This window comes from Desulfogranum aggregans (assembly GCF_055398265.1).
Map to the genome: position 1 here is coordinate 3,126,212 of NZ_AP042447.1, position 17,943 is coordinate 3,144,154.

11 protein-coding genes are annotated in these 17,943 nt (G+C 54.8%); 6 read left to right on the forward strand and 5 right to left on the reverse strand.

The annotated features are described in order from the left end of the window. The first annotated feature begins 23 nt into the window (after positions 1–23). Positions 24–3,665, forward strand: a complete 3,642-nt coding sequence (locus ACZ52Z_RS13765; RefSeq protein WP_464267352.1) for a DUF3683 domain-containing protein — start codon at positions 24–26, stop codon at positions 3,663–3,665. Positions 3,666–3,748: 83 nt separating this feature from the next. Here ACZ52Z_RS13765 and ACZ52Z_RS13770 read toward each other — a convergent pair whose 3' ends face one another. From ACZ52Z_RS13770 to ACZ52Z_RS13780, 3 genes are all read right to left on the reverse strand, one after another. Further along, positions 3,749–4,663, reverse strand: a complete 915-nt coding sequence (locus ACZ52Z_RS13770; protein WP_464270797.1) for an NAD(P)-dependent oxidoreductase — start codon at positions 4,661–4,663, stop codon at positions 3,749–3,751. 321 nt (positions 4,664–4,984) lie between these two features. Then, positions 4,985–6,166 (reverse strand): MFS transporter, encoded by a 1,182-nt coding sequence (locus tag ACZ52Z_RS13775; protein WP_464267353.1) that lies wholly within the window; start codon positions 6,164–6,166, stop codon positions 4,985–4,987. A 121-nt stretch (positions 6,167–6,287) separates the two neighbouring features. Further along, on the reverse strand, positions 6,288–7,226 hold the full coding sequence (locus ACZ52Z_RS13780; RefSeq protein WP_464267354.1) for a M48 family metalloprotease: 939 nt from the start codon (positions 7,224–7,226) through the stop codon (positions 6,288–6,290). Positions 7,227–7,342: 116 nt separating this feature from the next. On the opposite strand from ACZ52Z_RS13780, the gene ACZ52Z_RS13785 reads away from it, so the two are divergent. The 4 genes from ACZ52Z_RS13785 to ACZ52Z_RS13800 all read left to right on the forward strand — a co-directional run bounded on the left by ACZ52Z_RS13785 (position 7,343) and on the right by ACZ52Z_RS13800 (position 14,402). Next, complete coding sequence (locus ACZ52Z_RS13785) at positions 7,343–9,244, forward strand: alkaline phosphatase D family protein (RefSeq protein WP_464267355.1); 1,902 nt, start codon at positions 7,343–7,345, stop codon at positions 9,242–9,244. 338 nt (positions 9,245–9,582) lie between these two features. Next, positions 9,583–10,524, forward strand: a complete 942-nt coding sequence (locus tag ACZ52Z_RS13790) for an ABC transporter ATP-binding protein (RefSeq protein ID WP_464267356.1) — start codon at positions 9,583–9,585, stop codon at positions 10,522–10,524. Further along, positions 10,517–13,414: a Gldg family protein gene (locus ACZ52Z_RS13795; protein WP_464267357.1), complete on the forward strand. Its 2,898-nt coding sequence runs from the start codon at positions 10,517–10,519 to the stop codon at positions 13,412–13,414. The genes ACZ52Z_RS13790 and ACZ52Z_RS13795 overlap by 8 nt, the downstream gene beginning before the upstream one ends. Position 13,415: 1 nt before the next feature. Next, positions 13,416–14,402 (forward strand): DUF4340 domain-containing protein, encoded by a 987-nt coding sequence (locus tag ACZ52Z_RS13800; protein ID WP_464267358.1) that lies wholly within the window; start codon positions 13,416–13,418, stop codon positions 14,400–14,402. 85 nt (positions 14,403–14,487) lie between these two features. Here the strand turns inward: ACZ52Z_RS13800 and ACZ52Z_RS13805 are convergent, their stop codons facing one another. Both ACZ52Z_RS13805 and ACZ52Z_RS13810 read right to left on the reverse strand, forming a co-directional pair. Then, positions 14,488–15,369, reverse strand: a complete 882-nt coding sequence (locus ACZ52Z_RS13805; RefSeq protein ID WP_464267359.1) for a flagellar brake protein — start codon at positions 15,367–15,369, stop codon at positions 14,488–14,490. Positions 15,370–15,420: 51 nt separating this feature from the next. Then, positions 15,421–16,074, reverse strand: a complete 654-nt coding sequence (locus ACZ52Z_RS13810; protein WP_464267360.1) for a lactate utilization protein — start codon at positions 16,072–16,074, stop codon at positions 15,421–15,423. A gap of 415 nt (positions 16,075–16,489) precedes the next feature. Between ACZ52Z_RS13810 and gnd the strand changes: the two genes are divergently transcribed. Beyond that, positions 16,490–17,938 (forward strand): decarboxylating NADP(+)-dependent phosphogluconate dehydrogenase, encoded by a 1,449-nt coding sequence (gnd, locus tag ACZ52Z_RS13815; protein ID WP_464267361.1) that lies wholly within the window; start codon positions 16,490–16,492, stop codon positions 17,936–17,938. Positions 17,939–17,943 lie beyond the last annotated feature (5 nt).

Below are 17,943 nucleotides of genomic sequence, written 5' to 3' on the forward strand. Positions count from 1 at the left end.
CAGAACGACGAGTAAACAATAAAATGAACACGAGCACCTACCGTGAAATTCCCTATAATTTCACTTCCGCCGATGACCGCCTTATAATCAATCACCTCTTTGGCAGCCATGTCTGGTCAGACCTTGATGAACTACGCAGCCAACGGGTCACCGGCCGCTCGGCCCGCCTGGTCATGCGATTCATGGGAGACCTGTTCATTTTACATCGCAATCCTTTTCTCTACCAAGAGTTGATCGATTCCCACCGGCGAAGGCAGAAATTTTTCCAGACAGCGGAAAAAGACCTCTCCATCATCAAAACCACCGCTCAGCGCGGTGCAATAGACAAGGAGCGCAGCACCAAGGTAATCAATCTTGTCGATCTGTGCATGGATCGGCTGCACAAACTCAATAAGGAGATCAGCAGCGCCAAATCCAGGCGAGAGCGAATTCAGAAAAGGCTGGGAGCGATCATCGGCCGGGAAAACGTTTGTTTCGATCCCTTCTCCCTGATCAGTCATGCCACCGATGCCACCGACTGGCGTCTCCACCTGCCGCTCGCCGTCCTGCGGCCTCAAGCCGAAGAAGAGGTCGCCCCCCTGCTGAAAACCGTCGAGGAACTAGGGCTGCATGCAATCCCGCGAGGCGGGGGGACGGGGCTTACCGGCGGAAGCGTCCCGGTATGGGAGAACTGTGTGATCATCAACACGGAAAAGCTCAACCGGATAGCGCCCATCGACCATCGTACTGTCTCCGAGGAACACCCTGAACCGGTGCCGGTGATGCACCTTGAGGCCGGTGTCATTACCCAGGATGCGATGGCGTGCGCAGAAAGTGAAGGGCTGGTCTTTGCCACCGACCCAACCAGCGCATGGGCATCGACCATTGGCGGCAACATCGCTGAAAACGCCGGCGGCAAGACAGCAGTGCTCTGGGGTACGGCCATCGACAATATCCTTGCCTACAATATCGCCATGCCCGGTGCAGAACTCTTCACTGTCCGTCGTGTCAATCATCCTCTGCGCAAAATCCTCCCTGACGATCGCGTGCTTTTCGATATTTTTGACAGCCGCGGCGAACGGATCAAACAGATAGCCCTCAGCGGCGACGAGATCAGGAAAAAAGGGCTGTGGAAAGATATTACCAACAAAGCCCTCAAAGGCCTGCCAGGGGTACAAAAAGAAGGCACCGACGGCATCATCACCTCTGCTGAGTTCATCCTTTACCCGGCCTATGAGAAAAAAATGACCTTCTGCCTGGAATTTTTCGGCCAGGACATGGATGAAGCCAGTCGGGTTATTGTCGATATTTCCGAAGAAATTACCAATCAAGGGGAAGAGGCCCTCATGGCCTTGGAACATTTCGACGAAGAGTACATCCGGGCAATCAACTATAAATTCAAGGCTGCCCGCAGCGCGAGCCCCAAGGCCGTGCTGCTTATCGATATGGTCGCCCACACCGACGAACAGCTTGAGAACGGGAAAAGACGGCTGGTCAAGTTGCTTGAACCCTATGTCAACACCGAGATATTTATTGCCAGAGATGCCGATGAAGCGGCCAGGTTTTGGCGGGACCGTAAACGTCTTGGGGCGATTGCCGCCCGCACCAATGCGTTTAAGCTCAACGAAGATATCGTGCTGCCTCTGGCGGCTCTAGCCGAATTTGCCCGCTTTGTTGATGCCTACAATATTGAGGAAGACATTCATAACAAGCGATACTTCATCAAGGAAACCCTGGCTTACCTGGCAACTGCAGAACCTATAGAGGACCCGGACTGGCTTGAGGCCAAAATGCCCAAGGCCAAAGAACTCTGCCACCAGACCCTGAAAAAACTGGAACTTCGTACCGACGAATCCATCCGGCACCATGCCTACATCAACCAGCTGCTCGCTGAGCTCCTGGAACTGTTTCAGGGATACAGCCGAGTCAGCGGCAATATCGAAAAGCTGTACAAGGAAGTGCGGACAAAACGGATAATCATCGCCACCCATATGCACGCCGGCGACGGCAACGTCCATGTCAACATCCCGGTGTTCTCCAATGATCGCCTGATGATGAAAAGAGCGGAAAAAACCGCTGAAGATGTCATGGCCAAGGCCATTGAACTTGGCGGGGTCGTCAGCGGAGAACACGGCATCGGGATCACCAAGATGAAGTTCCTTGATCAGGAACGCATCGAGGAACTGAGCACATACCGTCAGGAAGTCGACCCGAAAGGGGTGATGAATCCCGGCAAGCTCGATGACCCCCGGATCATCGACAAGGTCTTCACCCCCTCCTTCAACCTCCTGGAACTTGAAGCTCGGATTCTCCAGCATGGCTCGCTGGAGACCCTGGCTTCCAAGATTTCCCGCTGTATCCGTTGCGGAAAGTGCAAGGCCGACTGCTGCGTATTCTTTCCCGGCACCAACCTCTTTTTTCACCCACGCAACAAGAACCTGGTTATCGGCGCCCTGATTGAAGCCCTGCTCTATGACATGCAGCGCTCACGATTTCCACGCTTTGACCAGCTGAAATACCTGGAAGAGGTGGCGGATCACTGCACCATGTGCAGAAAATGCCTGGCTCCCTGTCCGGTGGATATCGATACTGCTGAAGTATCAATCCTGGAGCGGGAGATTCTAGGCAACCTCGGGTATAAACATTCACCTCCCCAGACACGGATGTCGCTCTACTACCTGAAAAACAGAAACAAGCTGTTTAATGCCGCGTTCCGCAAAGTTATCGTCCAGTGGGGTGCAGCGGCACAGCGGCAGGCCAGCGCATTGCTGAAAAAAGCCCCGCAGGGGCTGGCGGAAAAAAAATGGAAACCGCTGCAGCTGCTCCAATCGCCGATGGCAGAAGCTTCCCGAGAAACCCTGCACGACATCCTTCCAAACTGCAGCAACAGCGAAACCCTGCTGATCCATCCGCCCGAGGGAACTCAAAAGACGGTTTTTTACTTTCCAGGCTGCGGCTCTGAGCGCCTCTATGCGGAAATATCCATGGCCTCGGTATACCTGCTGCTGAAAAACCGGATCAGGCTTGTTCTTCCCCCGCCCTACCTGTGCTGCGGTTTTCCATCCAAGGTCAATGCCAAAAAAACCATGCACAGTGAAATAAGCCTGCGCGATACCATCATTCTCAGCCAGATCAGGGAGATGCTCGGCTACCTTGTTTTTGACGCCTTTGTGGTAAGTTGCGGGACCTGCAAGGAGGCCTTGGCCGAGATAGGAGTTGAGGAAATTTTTGAATGCAAGATCAAGGACATATCAAAATTTGCACTCGAAAATGGGTCAGCACCGATGCCAGCCGACTCCTCTGGTGGCTACTTTTACCACACTCCCTGCCATGACTCTATGGAAGGCGCCGGGGCAAAGGTCATCAACCAAGCACTGGGCGCTCCGGTGGTCGTCGTGCCCAACTGTTGCTCCGAAGCGGGCACCATGGCCCTCTCGCGGCCAGATATTTCCGGTGCCATGCTCCAGCGCAAGCGCCAGGCCATTGAACATGCGCAGGAAACTTCCCAGGCCCGGGAAATCCTGACCAACTGTCCCTCCTGTATATCCGGCTTGAGCCGTAATACCCAGTCGCTCAGTCTGGAGCCAGTGCATGTGGCGGAAAAAATGGCCAGAACCATCGGCGGTAATGACTGGAAAAAGGAACTGCAGACCATGCTCGGCAACACGGAAATCGTGACCTTTTAACCACCCTGCCCCTGAAAAGCTATGCCAACCGCTCTTCAGGGGCATCTGCGCCCTGTTATATTTTCGCTTTTCAGCGATTTCTATCAGCCAGGGCTATACAGCTTGTACAGCGCCTGGGTGCCGTCATCCCCTCCACCTTGTTCGGCCAGCCTGTCGTAGAGGCTTTTGGCCAGTTTCAGTCCTGGCACCTCTATTCCCATCTGTTCGGCCGATTCAATGGCGATCCCCATATCCTTGATGAAGTGCTTCACATAAAATCCTGGCGCATAATCCCGTTTAAGGATTCGCGGGGAAAGGTTGGACAGGGACCAGCTTCCGGCAGCCCCGCTCTCAATGCTTTGGAGAACGGTTGCCGGATCCAGACCTGCATGCTCTGCATATGCCAGGGCTTCACACACTCCCAGCATACCCGCGGCAATAGCTATCTGGTTGCACATCTTGGTGTGCTGTCCGCTGCCGGCCTTTCCCTGGTAGACAATATTCGCCCCCATGCATGCAAAGAGCGGCTTGACAGCGGAAAAGATCTCCTGGTCGCCGCCGACCATAATCGAAAGCCGTGCGTCCCGTGCGCCGATATCTCCTCCGGAAACCGGGGCGTCAAGGGTATGGATTCCTCTGACAGCAGCCTCGGAAAAAATCCTTTCCGCCAAATCAGGGCGTGAGGTGGTCATGTCCACCACGCAGGCGCCCGGTCGCATATTGGCGACCAATCCATCCTCACCCAGATAGACACTCTCCACATCAGGGGGAAAACCGACCATGGTGAAAACAATATCGCACGCCTTGGCCAGTGCCGGCACCGATGCCTCCCAGACCGCTCCGGCATCAACCAGCTCATCAGCCTTTGCTTTGGTTCGCGTATAGATATGGACCGGGTAGCCCGCATCGAGAATATGCCCGGCCATACTTCTGCCCATGACACCGATGCCGATAAACCCAACCGTGGTATTTTCTTTGGTAAATTGCATTCGATTACTCCACTCTTTTGCTCTGGAAATGATTTATCTGTGCATTGGTCTATATCGACAACACAGGTCAACAGGGCAACGGCATCAAGGCCGGTTAGCCCGGAATTACTCCTTCGGGCCATGTCTACCCGATGGGGTGAAAAATACCCTTACTCGCGTAGTACCGCTCCGTGCCTGGGACGGTAGCTTGTTTTGCGCCCCCTTCCCCTTGTTCAAAAAACGGTGTCCAATGGCAGCCATCATCGCTCTTCCATAGCCTTATTGCCATGAGCTGATTGCGCTCTGACGCCTGCCCGGAACAAGAAGCATCTGCCGTGATTTCCTCGCTCTCCATTGCCAAACAGGGAGGGCTCACGACCGCTGCTGTGCCGGCAGGGTGGCGAGAAAACGCCAACAAAAAAACAATAGAATTAATGCAAAAAGAAAAGTCAACCATCCAAACGTCGGCCGCAGACCGATCCTGTCCGCAGCCAGTCCGACAAAAGGGCCTGTCACCACAAACATCAAGCGAAAGGAGAGGCTGTGCAGAGAGAGGATGCTCGCCCGGTTGCGTCTCCAGCTGGCGTGCTGGAGATGATTGCGCATGACTGGCCCCTGGAGCCCCCTCATGGCTGTCAGCAGGTAATAAAAAAGAAAACCCCATGCACCGCCGGTAAGGCATAAGCCACCATACCCGGCAACCACAAGCAACAGCAGCAGAATGGCCAGCCGCCGGTCCCCAAGCAGAAACCGAAGCCGGTGGCTGACCAGCGAGCAGCAGGCAACCATCAAATTAGCCCCAGCCCATACCGGGCCGAACCAGGTCAGCGGCACTTCAGTCTCCTGCATATAGGGCTGAATGAGCCAGACAGTATAGAAAGAGGCGAGGCCCAGAAAGGAACCGAACAGGATCGTTGCCCGCACGTGACGATTCTCCACAAAGGCATAGCGCCAGGTCTGCACAGCTTCGGCAAGATGGGAGTGGACAACATTTTCCCCTTCCGCATCCGGCTCCCTCAAGCCAAGGCAAAGCAACAGAGCGATCACCCATACCACGATCTGTCCGACAAAGGGCGCCAGCGGCCAGGCAGCATACATGACTCCGGCAAAAACCGCGCCTGCGGCTTCACCGGTCTGGGCACAGCCGGTCATCCGGCCGTCGTAGCGAGCATAACGTTCCTGCTGCTCAATGCTGCGTAGGCTCTCAAACAGCAACGCACTGTCCGAACCGCTGATAAAGGCCCATGCGCACCCGAGAATAATTTCCGCTATCAATACGCCGATAAAGGAGTCGGCAAGAAGGTAGTAACTCCAGCCTCCGATCGCCAGCATCGACGCGACCAGCAGAGCTGCACGGTATCCCAGACGATCACTGATATACCCTGAAGGATATTCGAACAGAACGCTGGTGACAGAAAAAATTGCCTGCAGGAGCAGAATATCGGTCAAGGAGAGACCGATATGATCTTTCCAGAACAGCGTGATGACGGCCATGGGAAAAAGCGTCATCTTGAGAAAGGAAAAACAATAGAGCCTGAATATGTTCCCATGCACGGATGGGACCTCCGCAAAATCGTTGAAAAAGGCTGTTCATGGTCGATCAGCCCACAGGTGCTTGTTGTTTCCTACCCGGTTTATCGGAAATTTTCCGCAATTATTCCCAACGAGCGAACCGTCACAGCAGGGAAAGCAGCCATCCCAACAGGGTGCGGATGAGGCCAGCCAGCCAGGCGATCATCGCCTGTGCAAAATGCAGCGCAGTGGCAAGTACAGAAGGCCTGCTCGTAGGCGAGACCTGATCACCATCGGTAAGTAGTGCCTGTATCCGCGCTTGCGGTGCAGGATGGCTGGACAGAAAGGTATGTCTGCCGGGAAGGGCGGCCAGTTTTTTCAAGGCCGATTGCGCAGCTCCGGGATCGTACCCAGCCGAGCGAAGAAATGCCACTCCATAAAGGTCGGCCTGACGCTCCTCGTGTTGAGAAAACTGGGCAGCGGTCAACTGCTCGACAAAACCACCGAGCATGGAGGAGGCCACAAGCCCCACTTCATTTTCCTGTGCGGCCAACCCTTTACGCAACGCACTTGCCGCATAGGCGAGTGCCATCTTTTTTCGAACATGCTCCTCCACTACATGACCCATCTCATGGCCAATAACGAACAGCAATTCCCCGTCGTCCATCAGATCCATCAACCCGGCGTAAATCCTTATAGTTCCATCCGCCAAGGCAAAGGCATTCACCTCCCCTGTCAGATACACCTTGATGTCAAAATGTGAACTTTCTTCGGCGGGTAAGCCATCGAGCAAACGCCGAAGACGACGGGCATAGGGGGTGTCCGTTCCAGCCACTGGAAGCTGGCGGTCAATCCTGGTACGCGCTTGCTGGGCAAGCTGCCGGACCTGCTCATCTGAGAGGGTAATGGCCGTCACCGCGTCGGAAGCGGCATCGGTGAGAAGAAAAAGATTGGTCTCCTCGCAGGAAGTAAGCAGGAGCAGACAGAGCAGGGGAAAGAGAGAACGTAGCATACGCATGACCAACGGGGTGCAGATGACAAGTGATGGTTTCCCCTGCACAGTAATGCAGCCAACCAGGAGTGCAAGCTTCACGGTGCCCATAGACCCATCCCCACAGCAGGCTGCAAAGGGAATTGACAGTGATCAAGGGTTTGGCTAGGTTGTCATCGATCAATAGCCCTGCAGATGAACCCGTACTCCTGATAGCAGTTGCTCTCATGTCTCAGCCCGATCGATTACCGCCAATCCTTGCCGGTCCTCTGCTCCGTCGCCTGACCAGCGACCAGCTGGTTCTGTGGCTCGTGACCAGCAGACCGCTGGACATGACCTTGTCCCTCTTCCACCATGCCGATGGCCACTGCTTCTTTTCCGGCAAGGTACAACAGTTTTCTCCACAACCTGTCCAGATCGGCGAGCATGCTTTTGTTTACCTGATCAACCACCGGGCAGAGGAACCTTTTCCGGCAAACGAACTGCTGGAATATGACCTGATTCTGGATGGAGAAAACGGTGAACCCAACCTGTCCGCCTGCCTTCCGCACCTGGTATACCAGGGACAGCAACGTCCGGTCTTTGCCTACAAGCCTGAGATTGACCATGTCCTCCACGGCTCCTGCCGCAAGCCCCATTACCCTTCCGGCGATGCCCTGCTGCGAGTCGACCAGGAACTTGCAGCAACCCTTGATTCGCCGGATAAACGACCGGCGCTCCTGCTCATGACCGGGGATCAGATCTATGCAGATGACGTGGGCGGCCCAATACTGGTAGCTATTCATCAGGCAGCCCAGCGACTGGGGCTCTACAAGGAGGAACTGAGCGGAGCTATTGTCAAGGACACTGATGAATTACTTGCCAGCTCCTCCTGCTACTATGGCCGAGAAGATCTGCTGCCCCGCACCCGACAAACCAAAAACCTGCGCGACCGTTTTTTTGGCGGGGTCCGCAAACCCATTTTCACTACCGACTCTGCTCGCAATCACCTGGTCACCCTGGCTGAACTCAATGCCATGTACCTTCTCGTCTGGTCACCGGCACTGTGGGATGCAATCGATCTCAACAGGGCCGAAATCCCCCCAACCTTTCGTGACAGATACCAGGAGGAATGCCGCCATGTTGCTGACTTTGCCGCCGGCTTGCCTGCGGTGCAGCGACTGCTTGCCCACATACCGACCTACATGATTTTTGATGATCATGACATCACTGATGATTGGAACCTGAGCCGCGGCTGGGAAGAGGTTGCTTATGAACATGACTTTTCCCGACGCATTATCGGCAATGCCCTTATCGCCTACTTTCTCTTCCAAGGCTGGGGAAACGATCCCCAACAGTTCAGCGACCACTTCCTTGCCCAGGTGCACAGCTGTTTCGCTCAACCCGGAGGCAGGGAGCAGGACGCGCTCATCAATCATCTGCTCAAGTTTGAACACTGGAACTACACCCTGCCAACCCATCCAAAAGTGGTAGTTCTTGATACCCGCACCAACCGCTGGTGGTCGGAATCGAGCCTTACCAAACCCTCAGGCCTCATGGAATGGGAAGACCTTTCTGAACTCCAGCAGGAGCTGATGCATCAACCATCGGTCCTGCTGGTGTCTCCTGCACCGATCTTCGGGGTCAAACTGGTAGAGGTAGTTCAGCGCATCATTACTTTTTTTGGCCATCCCCTGGTGGTGGATGCCGAAAACTGGATGGCTCACCCCGGATCGGCCAACGTGATCCTTAATATTTTTCGTCACCGGCATACTCCCAAGCACTTTGTCATCCTCTCAGGCGACGTACACTACTCGTTTGCCTATGACGTCGAGCTGCGCTACCGATTAAACAGTCCCAATATCTGGCAGATAACCTGCAGCGGGTTCAAAAACGAGTTCCCTCATGGCCTGTTGCGCTGGTTTGACCGTTTCAATCGGTGGATGTATGCCAGTCGATCGCCGCTCAATTGGTTTACCAAGCGGCGGCGCATGCGTATTATTCCACGCAATCCCGACCATGATCAGGCGGGTAAGCTGGTCAACGAAAGCAGCGTCGGTCGAGTTCGTCTCAATCCTGATGGCGAACCCACCCATATAAGCGTTCTGCCGACCAGCGGCGGAGAAATCAGTTTTTTTACCCGTCGCTGACGCCTCCCCCTCTCCGTACCATAGCCTGGAACAACCATGACCGCCGGTTCCCTCGTGGTGCCTTTCCTCCTCTTGACAAAGGGTCCGCCCTGTTTATTATGAGTCATGAAATTGACTAACCGTATGTTATCATGATGTTTGTTAGATTTCCGTCCGTACACGGCACGACAGCCCAGGTGAGCCCTGCAGGAGTGTAATAACGTTTTCAGATATTTTTTTCGTCGGCATCGCAGCTTCCCACCTCCCCTCTTCCATAGCTCGCCCTTTGGCTCTGCTGAGGACTCACCCGATCCTTGAACGCGTTGCGACGTCGGCACCTTTGCACTGGAGGAAGATGTATGATCCATGTCAACAAGTTGAGTCGCCACTACGGAGAATTCAAGGCGGTCGATGCCGTCTCCTTCGCGATTCAGCGCGGCGAAATTGTCGGCTTACTCGGCCATAACGGGGCCGGGAAGACCACGATTATGAAAATGATCACCGGCTTTCTGGAACCGACTGCCGGAACCATTGTCATCGACGGCATGGAGCTTGGAAGCCATGCCGGCAAAATTCAACAGCAGATTGGATATCTGCCGGAAAACTGTCCCCTCTGGCATGAACTGACCGTTATCGACTACCTGGAATACCAGGCAGCACTCCACGGAATTCCGGCTGGAGAGCAGCGAGCTGCAGTGGTACGAGCCATCCGCCGAACGGCCCTCAAAGAAAAGGCTGACCACCTTATCGGCACGCTGTCGCGGGGATACCGACAACGGGTGGGAGTTGCTCAGGCCATCCTTCATGATCCGCACATCATTATTCTCGATGAACCGACCAACGGACTTGATCCGACCCAGATAAACGAGATGCGCGCCCTGATCAAAGAATTAGCCGAGTCAGCAACCGTTATTCTCTCCACGCATATTCTCCAGGAGGTACAGGCTGTCTGCGATAGGGTCCTGATTATGCGCAGCGCACAGCTGGTCGTCGACTCCCGACTGGAGGATCTGCAGACGGGCTCCAGACTCCTTGTCTCATTAAAAAACGACGCTGCCACCTCATACCTGGAAGCCATAGAGGGCGTATATTCTGTGCAGCAGGGACCAACCGACACGGCAGGGATGATCAGCTACCTGGTGGATGCCGCTCCGGAAACTGCGCCGGAGATTGCCGGTGCGGTTCACGCTGCAGGCGACCGACTGTTTGGACTGCAACCAGAAACCCGGACCCTGGAGACTGTTTTTGCCGAGGTCAATGCGGCGGGAATCCCAACCGGCGAGGAGAAGGACCATGCGTAAGATATTGAAAATATGCACTAAAGAGTTCAACAGCTTTTTTTCCACTCCTGCGGCATGGCTCTTTCTCGGGAGCTTTCTGTTAATCACCCTGTTTATCTTTTTCTGGGGTGAAGCATTCTTTGCCCGCAACATCGCTGACATGAAGCCGCTGTTCCGCTGGATGCCGGTCCTGCTCATCTTTCTGGTAGCCGCGCTCACCATGCGTAGCTGGTCAGAGGAAAGACGAGCCGGTACTCTGGAAAGCCTGCTGACCAGTCCTGTTCATCCTCTTCAACTGGTGGTGGGGAAATTTGCCGCAGCCTTTGGCCTGGTTTCCCTGGCCCTGCTGCTCACCCTGCCACTGGCGGTTACAGTCTCCATGCTGGGACCGCTGGACTGGGGACCGGTTATCGGCGGCTATATCGCAACCCTTTTTCTTGCGGCCGCCTACATAGCCATCGGCCTCTATATGAGCGGCCGTACGGATAACCCCATTGTGGCCCTGATTCTGACCGTAGCGGTGGCCGGTGGCTTCTACCTGATTGGATCCCCCTTATTGACAACCCTTTTCGGGCACCAGATCGGTGCCGTCATGGAACTTGTGGGAACGGGCTCCCGCTTCGATTCCATCACCAGAGGCGTACTCGACGTCCGCGATATCTGCTACTACCTCTCTCTTGTCGGCATCTTTCTGACGCTCAATCTTTTTTCTTTGGAGCGAATCCGCTGGGCTGGCAACCGTTCCCGTCCCCGTCACCGTCAAATCGGCTGGCTCACCGGCCTGGTGATTGTGAATTTAATCCTGGTCAACCTGTGGCTCCAGCCCATCGGCGGGGTTCGACTGGACCTGACCCAGGGAAAAATCTACACCCTTTCCGGGGCGACCAGGCACTACATGCAGCGAGTGCGGGAACCGCTGCTCATTCGCGGATATTTTTCCGCCAAAAGCCATCCACTGCTTGAACCACTGGTTCCCCAGATCAAAGATCTGCTCAAGGAGTACCAGGTGGCGGGCGGTGATAACGTCAGGGTGGAGTTCCTTGATCCCCATACCGACCAGGCCCTGGAACAGGAGGCTGCCGAGAAATACAATATTCGACCGGTACCGTTTCGCATGGCCAGCCGCTACCAGGCAGAAGTGGTGAATTCCTACTTTGACCTGGTCATTGCGTACGGCGACCAGTATGAGACGCTCGCCTTTGACGACCTGATTGAAGTCAAGGTACAGGGAACGGGCGAACCCGAAGTGTTGCTCAAAAATCCTGAGTATGCCATCACCGGGGCCTTACGCAAGGTGTTGGCGGCCTATCAATCCGGTGGCAATATCTTCGCCAACCTCCGTCAACCGATTACCTTTCACGGCTACCTATCCGCAGAACAGCAACTCCCTCCTGCGCTGGCCGACCTGCGTCGGCAGCTTGAGCTGCTACTCGAGGAGCTGCAGACTGAAGCCGGTGATCGGCTGCACGTATCCTTTGCCGATCCAGATGCCGACGGCGGCACCCTTGCCAACCAGCTGCGCGAGGAATATGGTTTCGAACCCCAGATTGCCAGTCTGTTTGATCCACAGCCCTTCTGGTTTTACATGCTGATCAAAGGAGGAGGGGAAACCATTCATGTACCCTTGCCTGCCGAGCTCGACCGCGAGGGATTACGAGAATCCATCCGATCGGCTGTAAGACGCATGGCTCCAGGATACCTGAAAACCATCGCCATGGTAACTCCGCCCGCCCCACAGCCGATGAATCCATACCTTCCACCTCCTCCTGGCAAACGATACGGGGCATTGCGGGATGTTCTCGGAGAAAACGTCCGCATCAAAGAAACCGATCTGCAGGATGGCCAGGTACCACCTGATGCTGACCTGCTGATGCTGCTCGGTCCGGAAGAGCTGACCAAAAAGCAACTCTTTGCCGTGGATCAGTTCCTGATGCAGGGGGGTACCGTTGTGGCTGCAACTTCACCCTATGATGTGGCCATCAGCAACACCCTGACCGCCACTCGCCATACCTCTGGCATGGAAGATTGGTTGAAGCACCACGGCTTAACCATTGCCCCGACCATGACCCTTGATCCGTACAATGCCTCTCTGCCGATTCCGGTAAGTCGACAGGTGGGCCCCCTGACGGTCAATGAAATACAGATGATGCCCTACCCTCATTTTCCGGATATCCGCGGCAGCCAACTAGCCCCTGATACGCCAGTCACCGCGACCCTCGGTCAACTGACCCTGAACTGGGCCTCTCCCATCACCGTCGATCAGGAGGGCAACAACGGTCGGGAAGTTATCGAACTGCTGCACTCTTCCAAGGACAGCTGGACAACCGATTCCCTGGACGTTCTCCCGGATTATACCCGTTTTCCGGATGCAGGTTTTCCCCAAGGGGAACCGGAACCTTTCCAGCTCCTTTCCGTTGCGGTAACCGGGCATTTTACCTCCTACTTCAAGGATAAGGATTCCCCGCTACTGGAAAGCGACGAAGACGACGCCGATGCCCCTGCTTCTCCGGAAAACCAGGCAACCGAGGATCCGACGGAGCCTCCCAGAGTAAGCAGTATTATCGAGCATTCTTCTGATTCGGCCCGAATCATTCTCATTGCCTCCAATACATTTGCCTCTGATGAGGTCATCAACCTGGCCTCCCAGGGGCAGGGAACCCCCTATCTGCGTCCACTGGAATTTCTCCAGAACAGTATTGACTGGTCGCTGGATGACCAGGGGCTGGTGGCTATCCGCAGTCGGGCCCAGTTTGCCCGCACCCTGCTGCCCATGGACCAGTCTGCCAGGTTATTCTGGGAATATCTTAACTATGGCCTTGCACTCTTAGGCCTGGGGGGCGTTTGGCTGTGGCGGAGAGCAAGCCGCAGGCGAAAAATAAGCTACTATGCGCAGGTATTGTCGGAGGTATAGCATGAAAAAACTACTTGCCCTATTTGGATTCCTCGCCCTGGTTCAGCTGGCGGCGGTGGTGGTGAATTGGCAGGGGGGGCAGTCCCTGCATGTGGAACAGGAAAGAAAGCAACTGCTTGCATTCGCGCCGGCAGAAATCGACCGGGTAGTGATTGACACTCAGGACTCCTCGGTGTCCCTGAAAAAAACCGAGGCAGGATGGCTTACCCAGGATGATTTTCCTGCTGATGCCAGCCGGGTGGAGACACTCCTCAGCGAACTGAGCAACCTGGAACACACCATTCCGGTAGCCACCAGCAATGAGGCGCTGCACCGGTTCAAGGTGACGGATCAGGCCTTTGAACGCCGAGTGCGGCTCTTGAGCGGGGAAACAGAGGTAGGCACACTGTATCTTGGCACCGGTGCCGGGGCCCGCCAGAGCCATGCCCGCACCAGTAAGCAAAACGCGGTCTACAGTATCCCCTTGGGAAATTATGATTTGCCAGGGAAAGCTGGTGGCTGGCACGACAAAAACTTCCTCCACTTTGGTCAAGAGAGTATTACCGGGATTGAAGTGGAGGGGTTGGCTGTACGGCGTGTTAGCGAAAAGGAAACCACCGACGATGCGCAGCAAATGACCTGGGAAGCGACCCAGCAAACACAAGGTACGCTGGTTGCCAGTAGAGTGGATAGCTGCGTGGACAGGCTCGCCACCCTCTCTTTTTCTTCGGTAATGGAAAAGGATTACCAGCCAATCTTTGCCGAACAGGATGCCCCACCGGCAATCACCGTGGAGCATATCCAAGGAAAACGTACCTACCGGTTCAGCAAGCTCAAGGACAGCGAAGACTATCTGTTGAAGATTTCGGACCGGGACGAATATTTCCAGCTGGCCGGATATATGGCCACCCCGGTTATCGAACAGTGTGACCGCGCCAAGTGGATTTCGGACTCTCCGGTCTCCGTGCCGACTGACCAACCCAAGGACGACGAGCAGGCAAGCGAGTAACCTTCAGGTATCCTGTCCTGACAGTGGAGGCCCTCAGCTCCCCTGTCAGGACAGGAAAAACGGTAGCAGACACCTTTGGCTTTACTTACCAGTCACTGAAATTTACCCCGAACTTCCCTTCAAGGTCGGCCAGTTCGCGCAACCTGGCACGCTGAACGCCGGCTACCAGCTTCTCCATCTCGGTCTTTAAAGCCCGCGACCCCAGCTCAAGCTTCACTCCGAACACGTACTGCAACCCCTGCTTGTCGCGCAACCTGGTCACATGCCGTACTTCCGCCTCTACGGTGAAGAGTACCAGATCTTCGGAGCAGACCTGCAGGGTAAGGCGATCATCGGATTTGAGCGGACTTTCTTTTCCCTTGGGGTCAATGAGGCTCATGCCGCTGATACTCATATCCATGGGGCGGGTGGTAAACTTGAGCTTGTCTTGTTTTCTGTTCACCAGGATTTGAATATCCGTCTCCCGGGGCACCTTGACCCGGTATTCCCTTGCACCCTCGATCATGCGTGCAACTTCCGGAAAGGTAATGCACAGGACCGGCATGGTACCGATTCGGATTTTCTCGTCAAAGTAACAACAAAATTCGACCGCGGTCCTGGAGGTCAACACCCGAAGCAAGACTCTGGAGCTGGCGTTAATCAGATAATTGCCCTCGGCAGGCTCAAGGGGTGTCAGGATCAGGTGTTGTGCATCATCAAGATATTCTCCCTTTTCATAGGGCATGTCCTCATCGACCTCCTCCTCCGGGGGGTGGTCGAGGATACGACAGAAAAAAACCCGTCTGCTGTTGCCCAATTCCACCTCCAACAGGCTCTCATCATGGAGCGCCCCCTGCAGATAGTTGGCCATCTGGGAGGCGCTGACAAGGATAGAGCCATCCGTCACCGCCTCAACGATCCTGTCGTTTGAGTACCGTTCCTGGGGAAAAAAGGTATTTAAGGTTGTAATAAGCGGCGTATCAGACAAGCTCACCTCGTCAATACTGACTATTCTTGTTCGGGTTGAGGAAGAAAAAGGTTACAGTCCAAGGTCCTGGTTAATCAGGACCACCGTAACCCGTCCCTTTGGAAAGGATTTCTCGGTAATTGTCCAGGTATTGCATATCCTGCCAGGACTTTTACAGTCAGCACACTCACCGGTTTTTACACAGGGCGTTTGACAATCAAGCCGCATGGCATTGGTCGGAGCGGCATACTCCTTGATCCGGGCCATGCCGGCTTCAAGGTCTGGCACAATTTTGTTTCTTCCGGCCAGCACCACCACTTTTTTCGGACCAAAGGTGAGGGCTGCTATGCGGTTGCCGATCATATCCAGATTGACCAGCTTACCCGACGCTGTAATCGCATTTGCCCCGGTAAGGTACAGGTCGGCAAGCAGTCCTTGACGCCGCAGCTCAATTTTCTCCTCATCAGAGATGCCTGGTGCGTAGGGAGAGAGCAACTGCAGGCCGTCCATTTGCTGCAGGTCATCCATCAGGCCGGTCGCATGAAAGGTCATTGAACCGCCAAAGGCGACCAGCCTGGGCTGTGCATCAGGCAGTATGGACTCCAGTACAAACATTCTCGCCTCCTGTGCGGATTGGACAATGGTTGTCGAAAAATTGTTTTTTTGCAAATTTTCGCTCACGCTTGTAAGCCGTAACTGCCAATAATGGTCAAGAAATTTTTCCATCACGCCCTCTCTTGATGTACACGGTAGCTTTATTCACTGGTCGATTTATATACGCTCCTCCCCTTACTGACAACCAGTATAATGCAGGGGCTGCAATGGCCAACCGCATTCGATAAATTGTTCAGTATCTGGTATCTGACCAGCACTCTGCGGTTTTTCGCACCTTCTGGTGGCAGCCTCTTTCGTTTTTCCAACCAAGCAGATTGGTATCCCCTGAAAATATGCTTGGATATCATCGGAGCCTCCATTATTGTACCTGTTGTTCTCTTTTTCTTCTACCAAGAGATCGACCCGTATTAGCAGCGTCCACTGCTGGTACTCTCACAGTACTCGGCATTGCCGCCACGCCCGGGAAAACGTTTGAGGAAAATCTCCTCGGGCTAACCATGATTTCAGCCGACAAATGAATAACGCCATGCACAATACTATTGGGATTGCTGGACTGGCCGTAATGGGCGAAAACCTGGTTCTGAACATGGAATCAAAAGGTTTTTCCGTTGCCGTATATAACCGGACCTTTGCCAAAACCCAGCGTTTTTTGGAAGGCAGAGCCCACGGGAAGGCTATTACCGGGTTTGAGGACGTCAAAAATTTTGTCGCCAGCCTGGAAAAGCCGCGTAAAATCATGATGATGATCAAGGCTGGCGAGCCGGTGGATCAGTTCATCGAACAACTGCTCCCCTTTGTCGAGCCCGGCGATATCCTTATCGACGGCGGGAATTCCAATTATCATGACACTGCCCGCCGCTGTCAGTACCTTGAGCCACTCGGCGTACATTATGTTGGTACAGGCGTTTCCGGGGGAGAAGAAGGGGCGCTCAGAGGACCATCGATCATGCCGGGCGGCAGTGAGGCGGCATGGCCATACCTGGAACCAATCTTCACTGCTGCCGCTGCCAAGGTTGAGGACGGTTCACCCTGTACGGCATGGATGGGGCCAGGGGGTGCAGGGCATTTTGTCAAGATGGTGCATAACGGTATCGAATATGGAGACATGCAGTTAATCTGCGAGGCCTACCATTTTATGCGCACCGTCCTCACCATGGACGCCGATGCCATCCACGCCACCTTCAGCCAATGGAATAAGGGTGACCTGAGCAGCTACCTGATAGAAATCACCGCCGATATAACCGCCTACAGGGACAGCGACGGCACCCCGCTGCTGGAAAAAATCCTCGATGCCGCCGGTCAGAAAGGGACCGGTAAGTGGACAGTTATCGGCGCCCTTGACTATGGGGTCCCCCTGTCATTGATCAGCGAATCAGTTTTCGCCCGCTGCCTTTCCAGCCTCAAGGCGCTACGTGTTGCTGCCTCCAACGAACTCAGCGGTCCCGAGGCTGTCTTTGACGGCGACCGGCAGCAGGTGCTCGACGACTTGGGCAAAGCCCTTTATACGGCAAAAATCATCTCCTACACCCAGGGCTTCAGCCTGCTCCAAGAAGCCTCCGACCAGTATGAGTGGGGTTTACACTATGCTGAGATTGCAGAGATATGGCGTGGCGGATGCATAATCCGTTCAAGCTTCCTTGACAGGATCAGTGAAGCCTACCGGGAAGAGCCGGGGCTCACCAACCTTCTCCTGGCCCCCTACTTCAAGGATAAGGTCAACCATGCCCAGACCGCTCTCCGCCGAACCCTTGCTCTGGGGATAGCTGCCGGCATTCCGCTCCCTTGTCACTCCAGCGCCCTCAACTATTTTGACGGCCTCCGTACCGCCACCCTGCCGGCCAACCTGCTGCAGGCCCAGCGCGATTACTTCGGTGCTCACATGTACGAACGTACAGATAAGCCCCGTGGGGAATGGTTCCATACCAACTGGACCGGGGAAGGCGGTGCTACTACCTCTACGGCTTACAGCAAGTAAGGGCC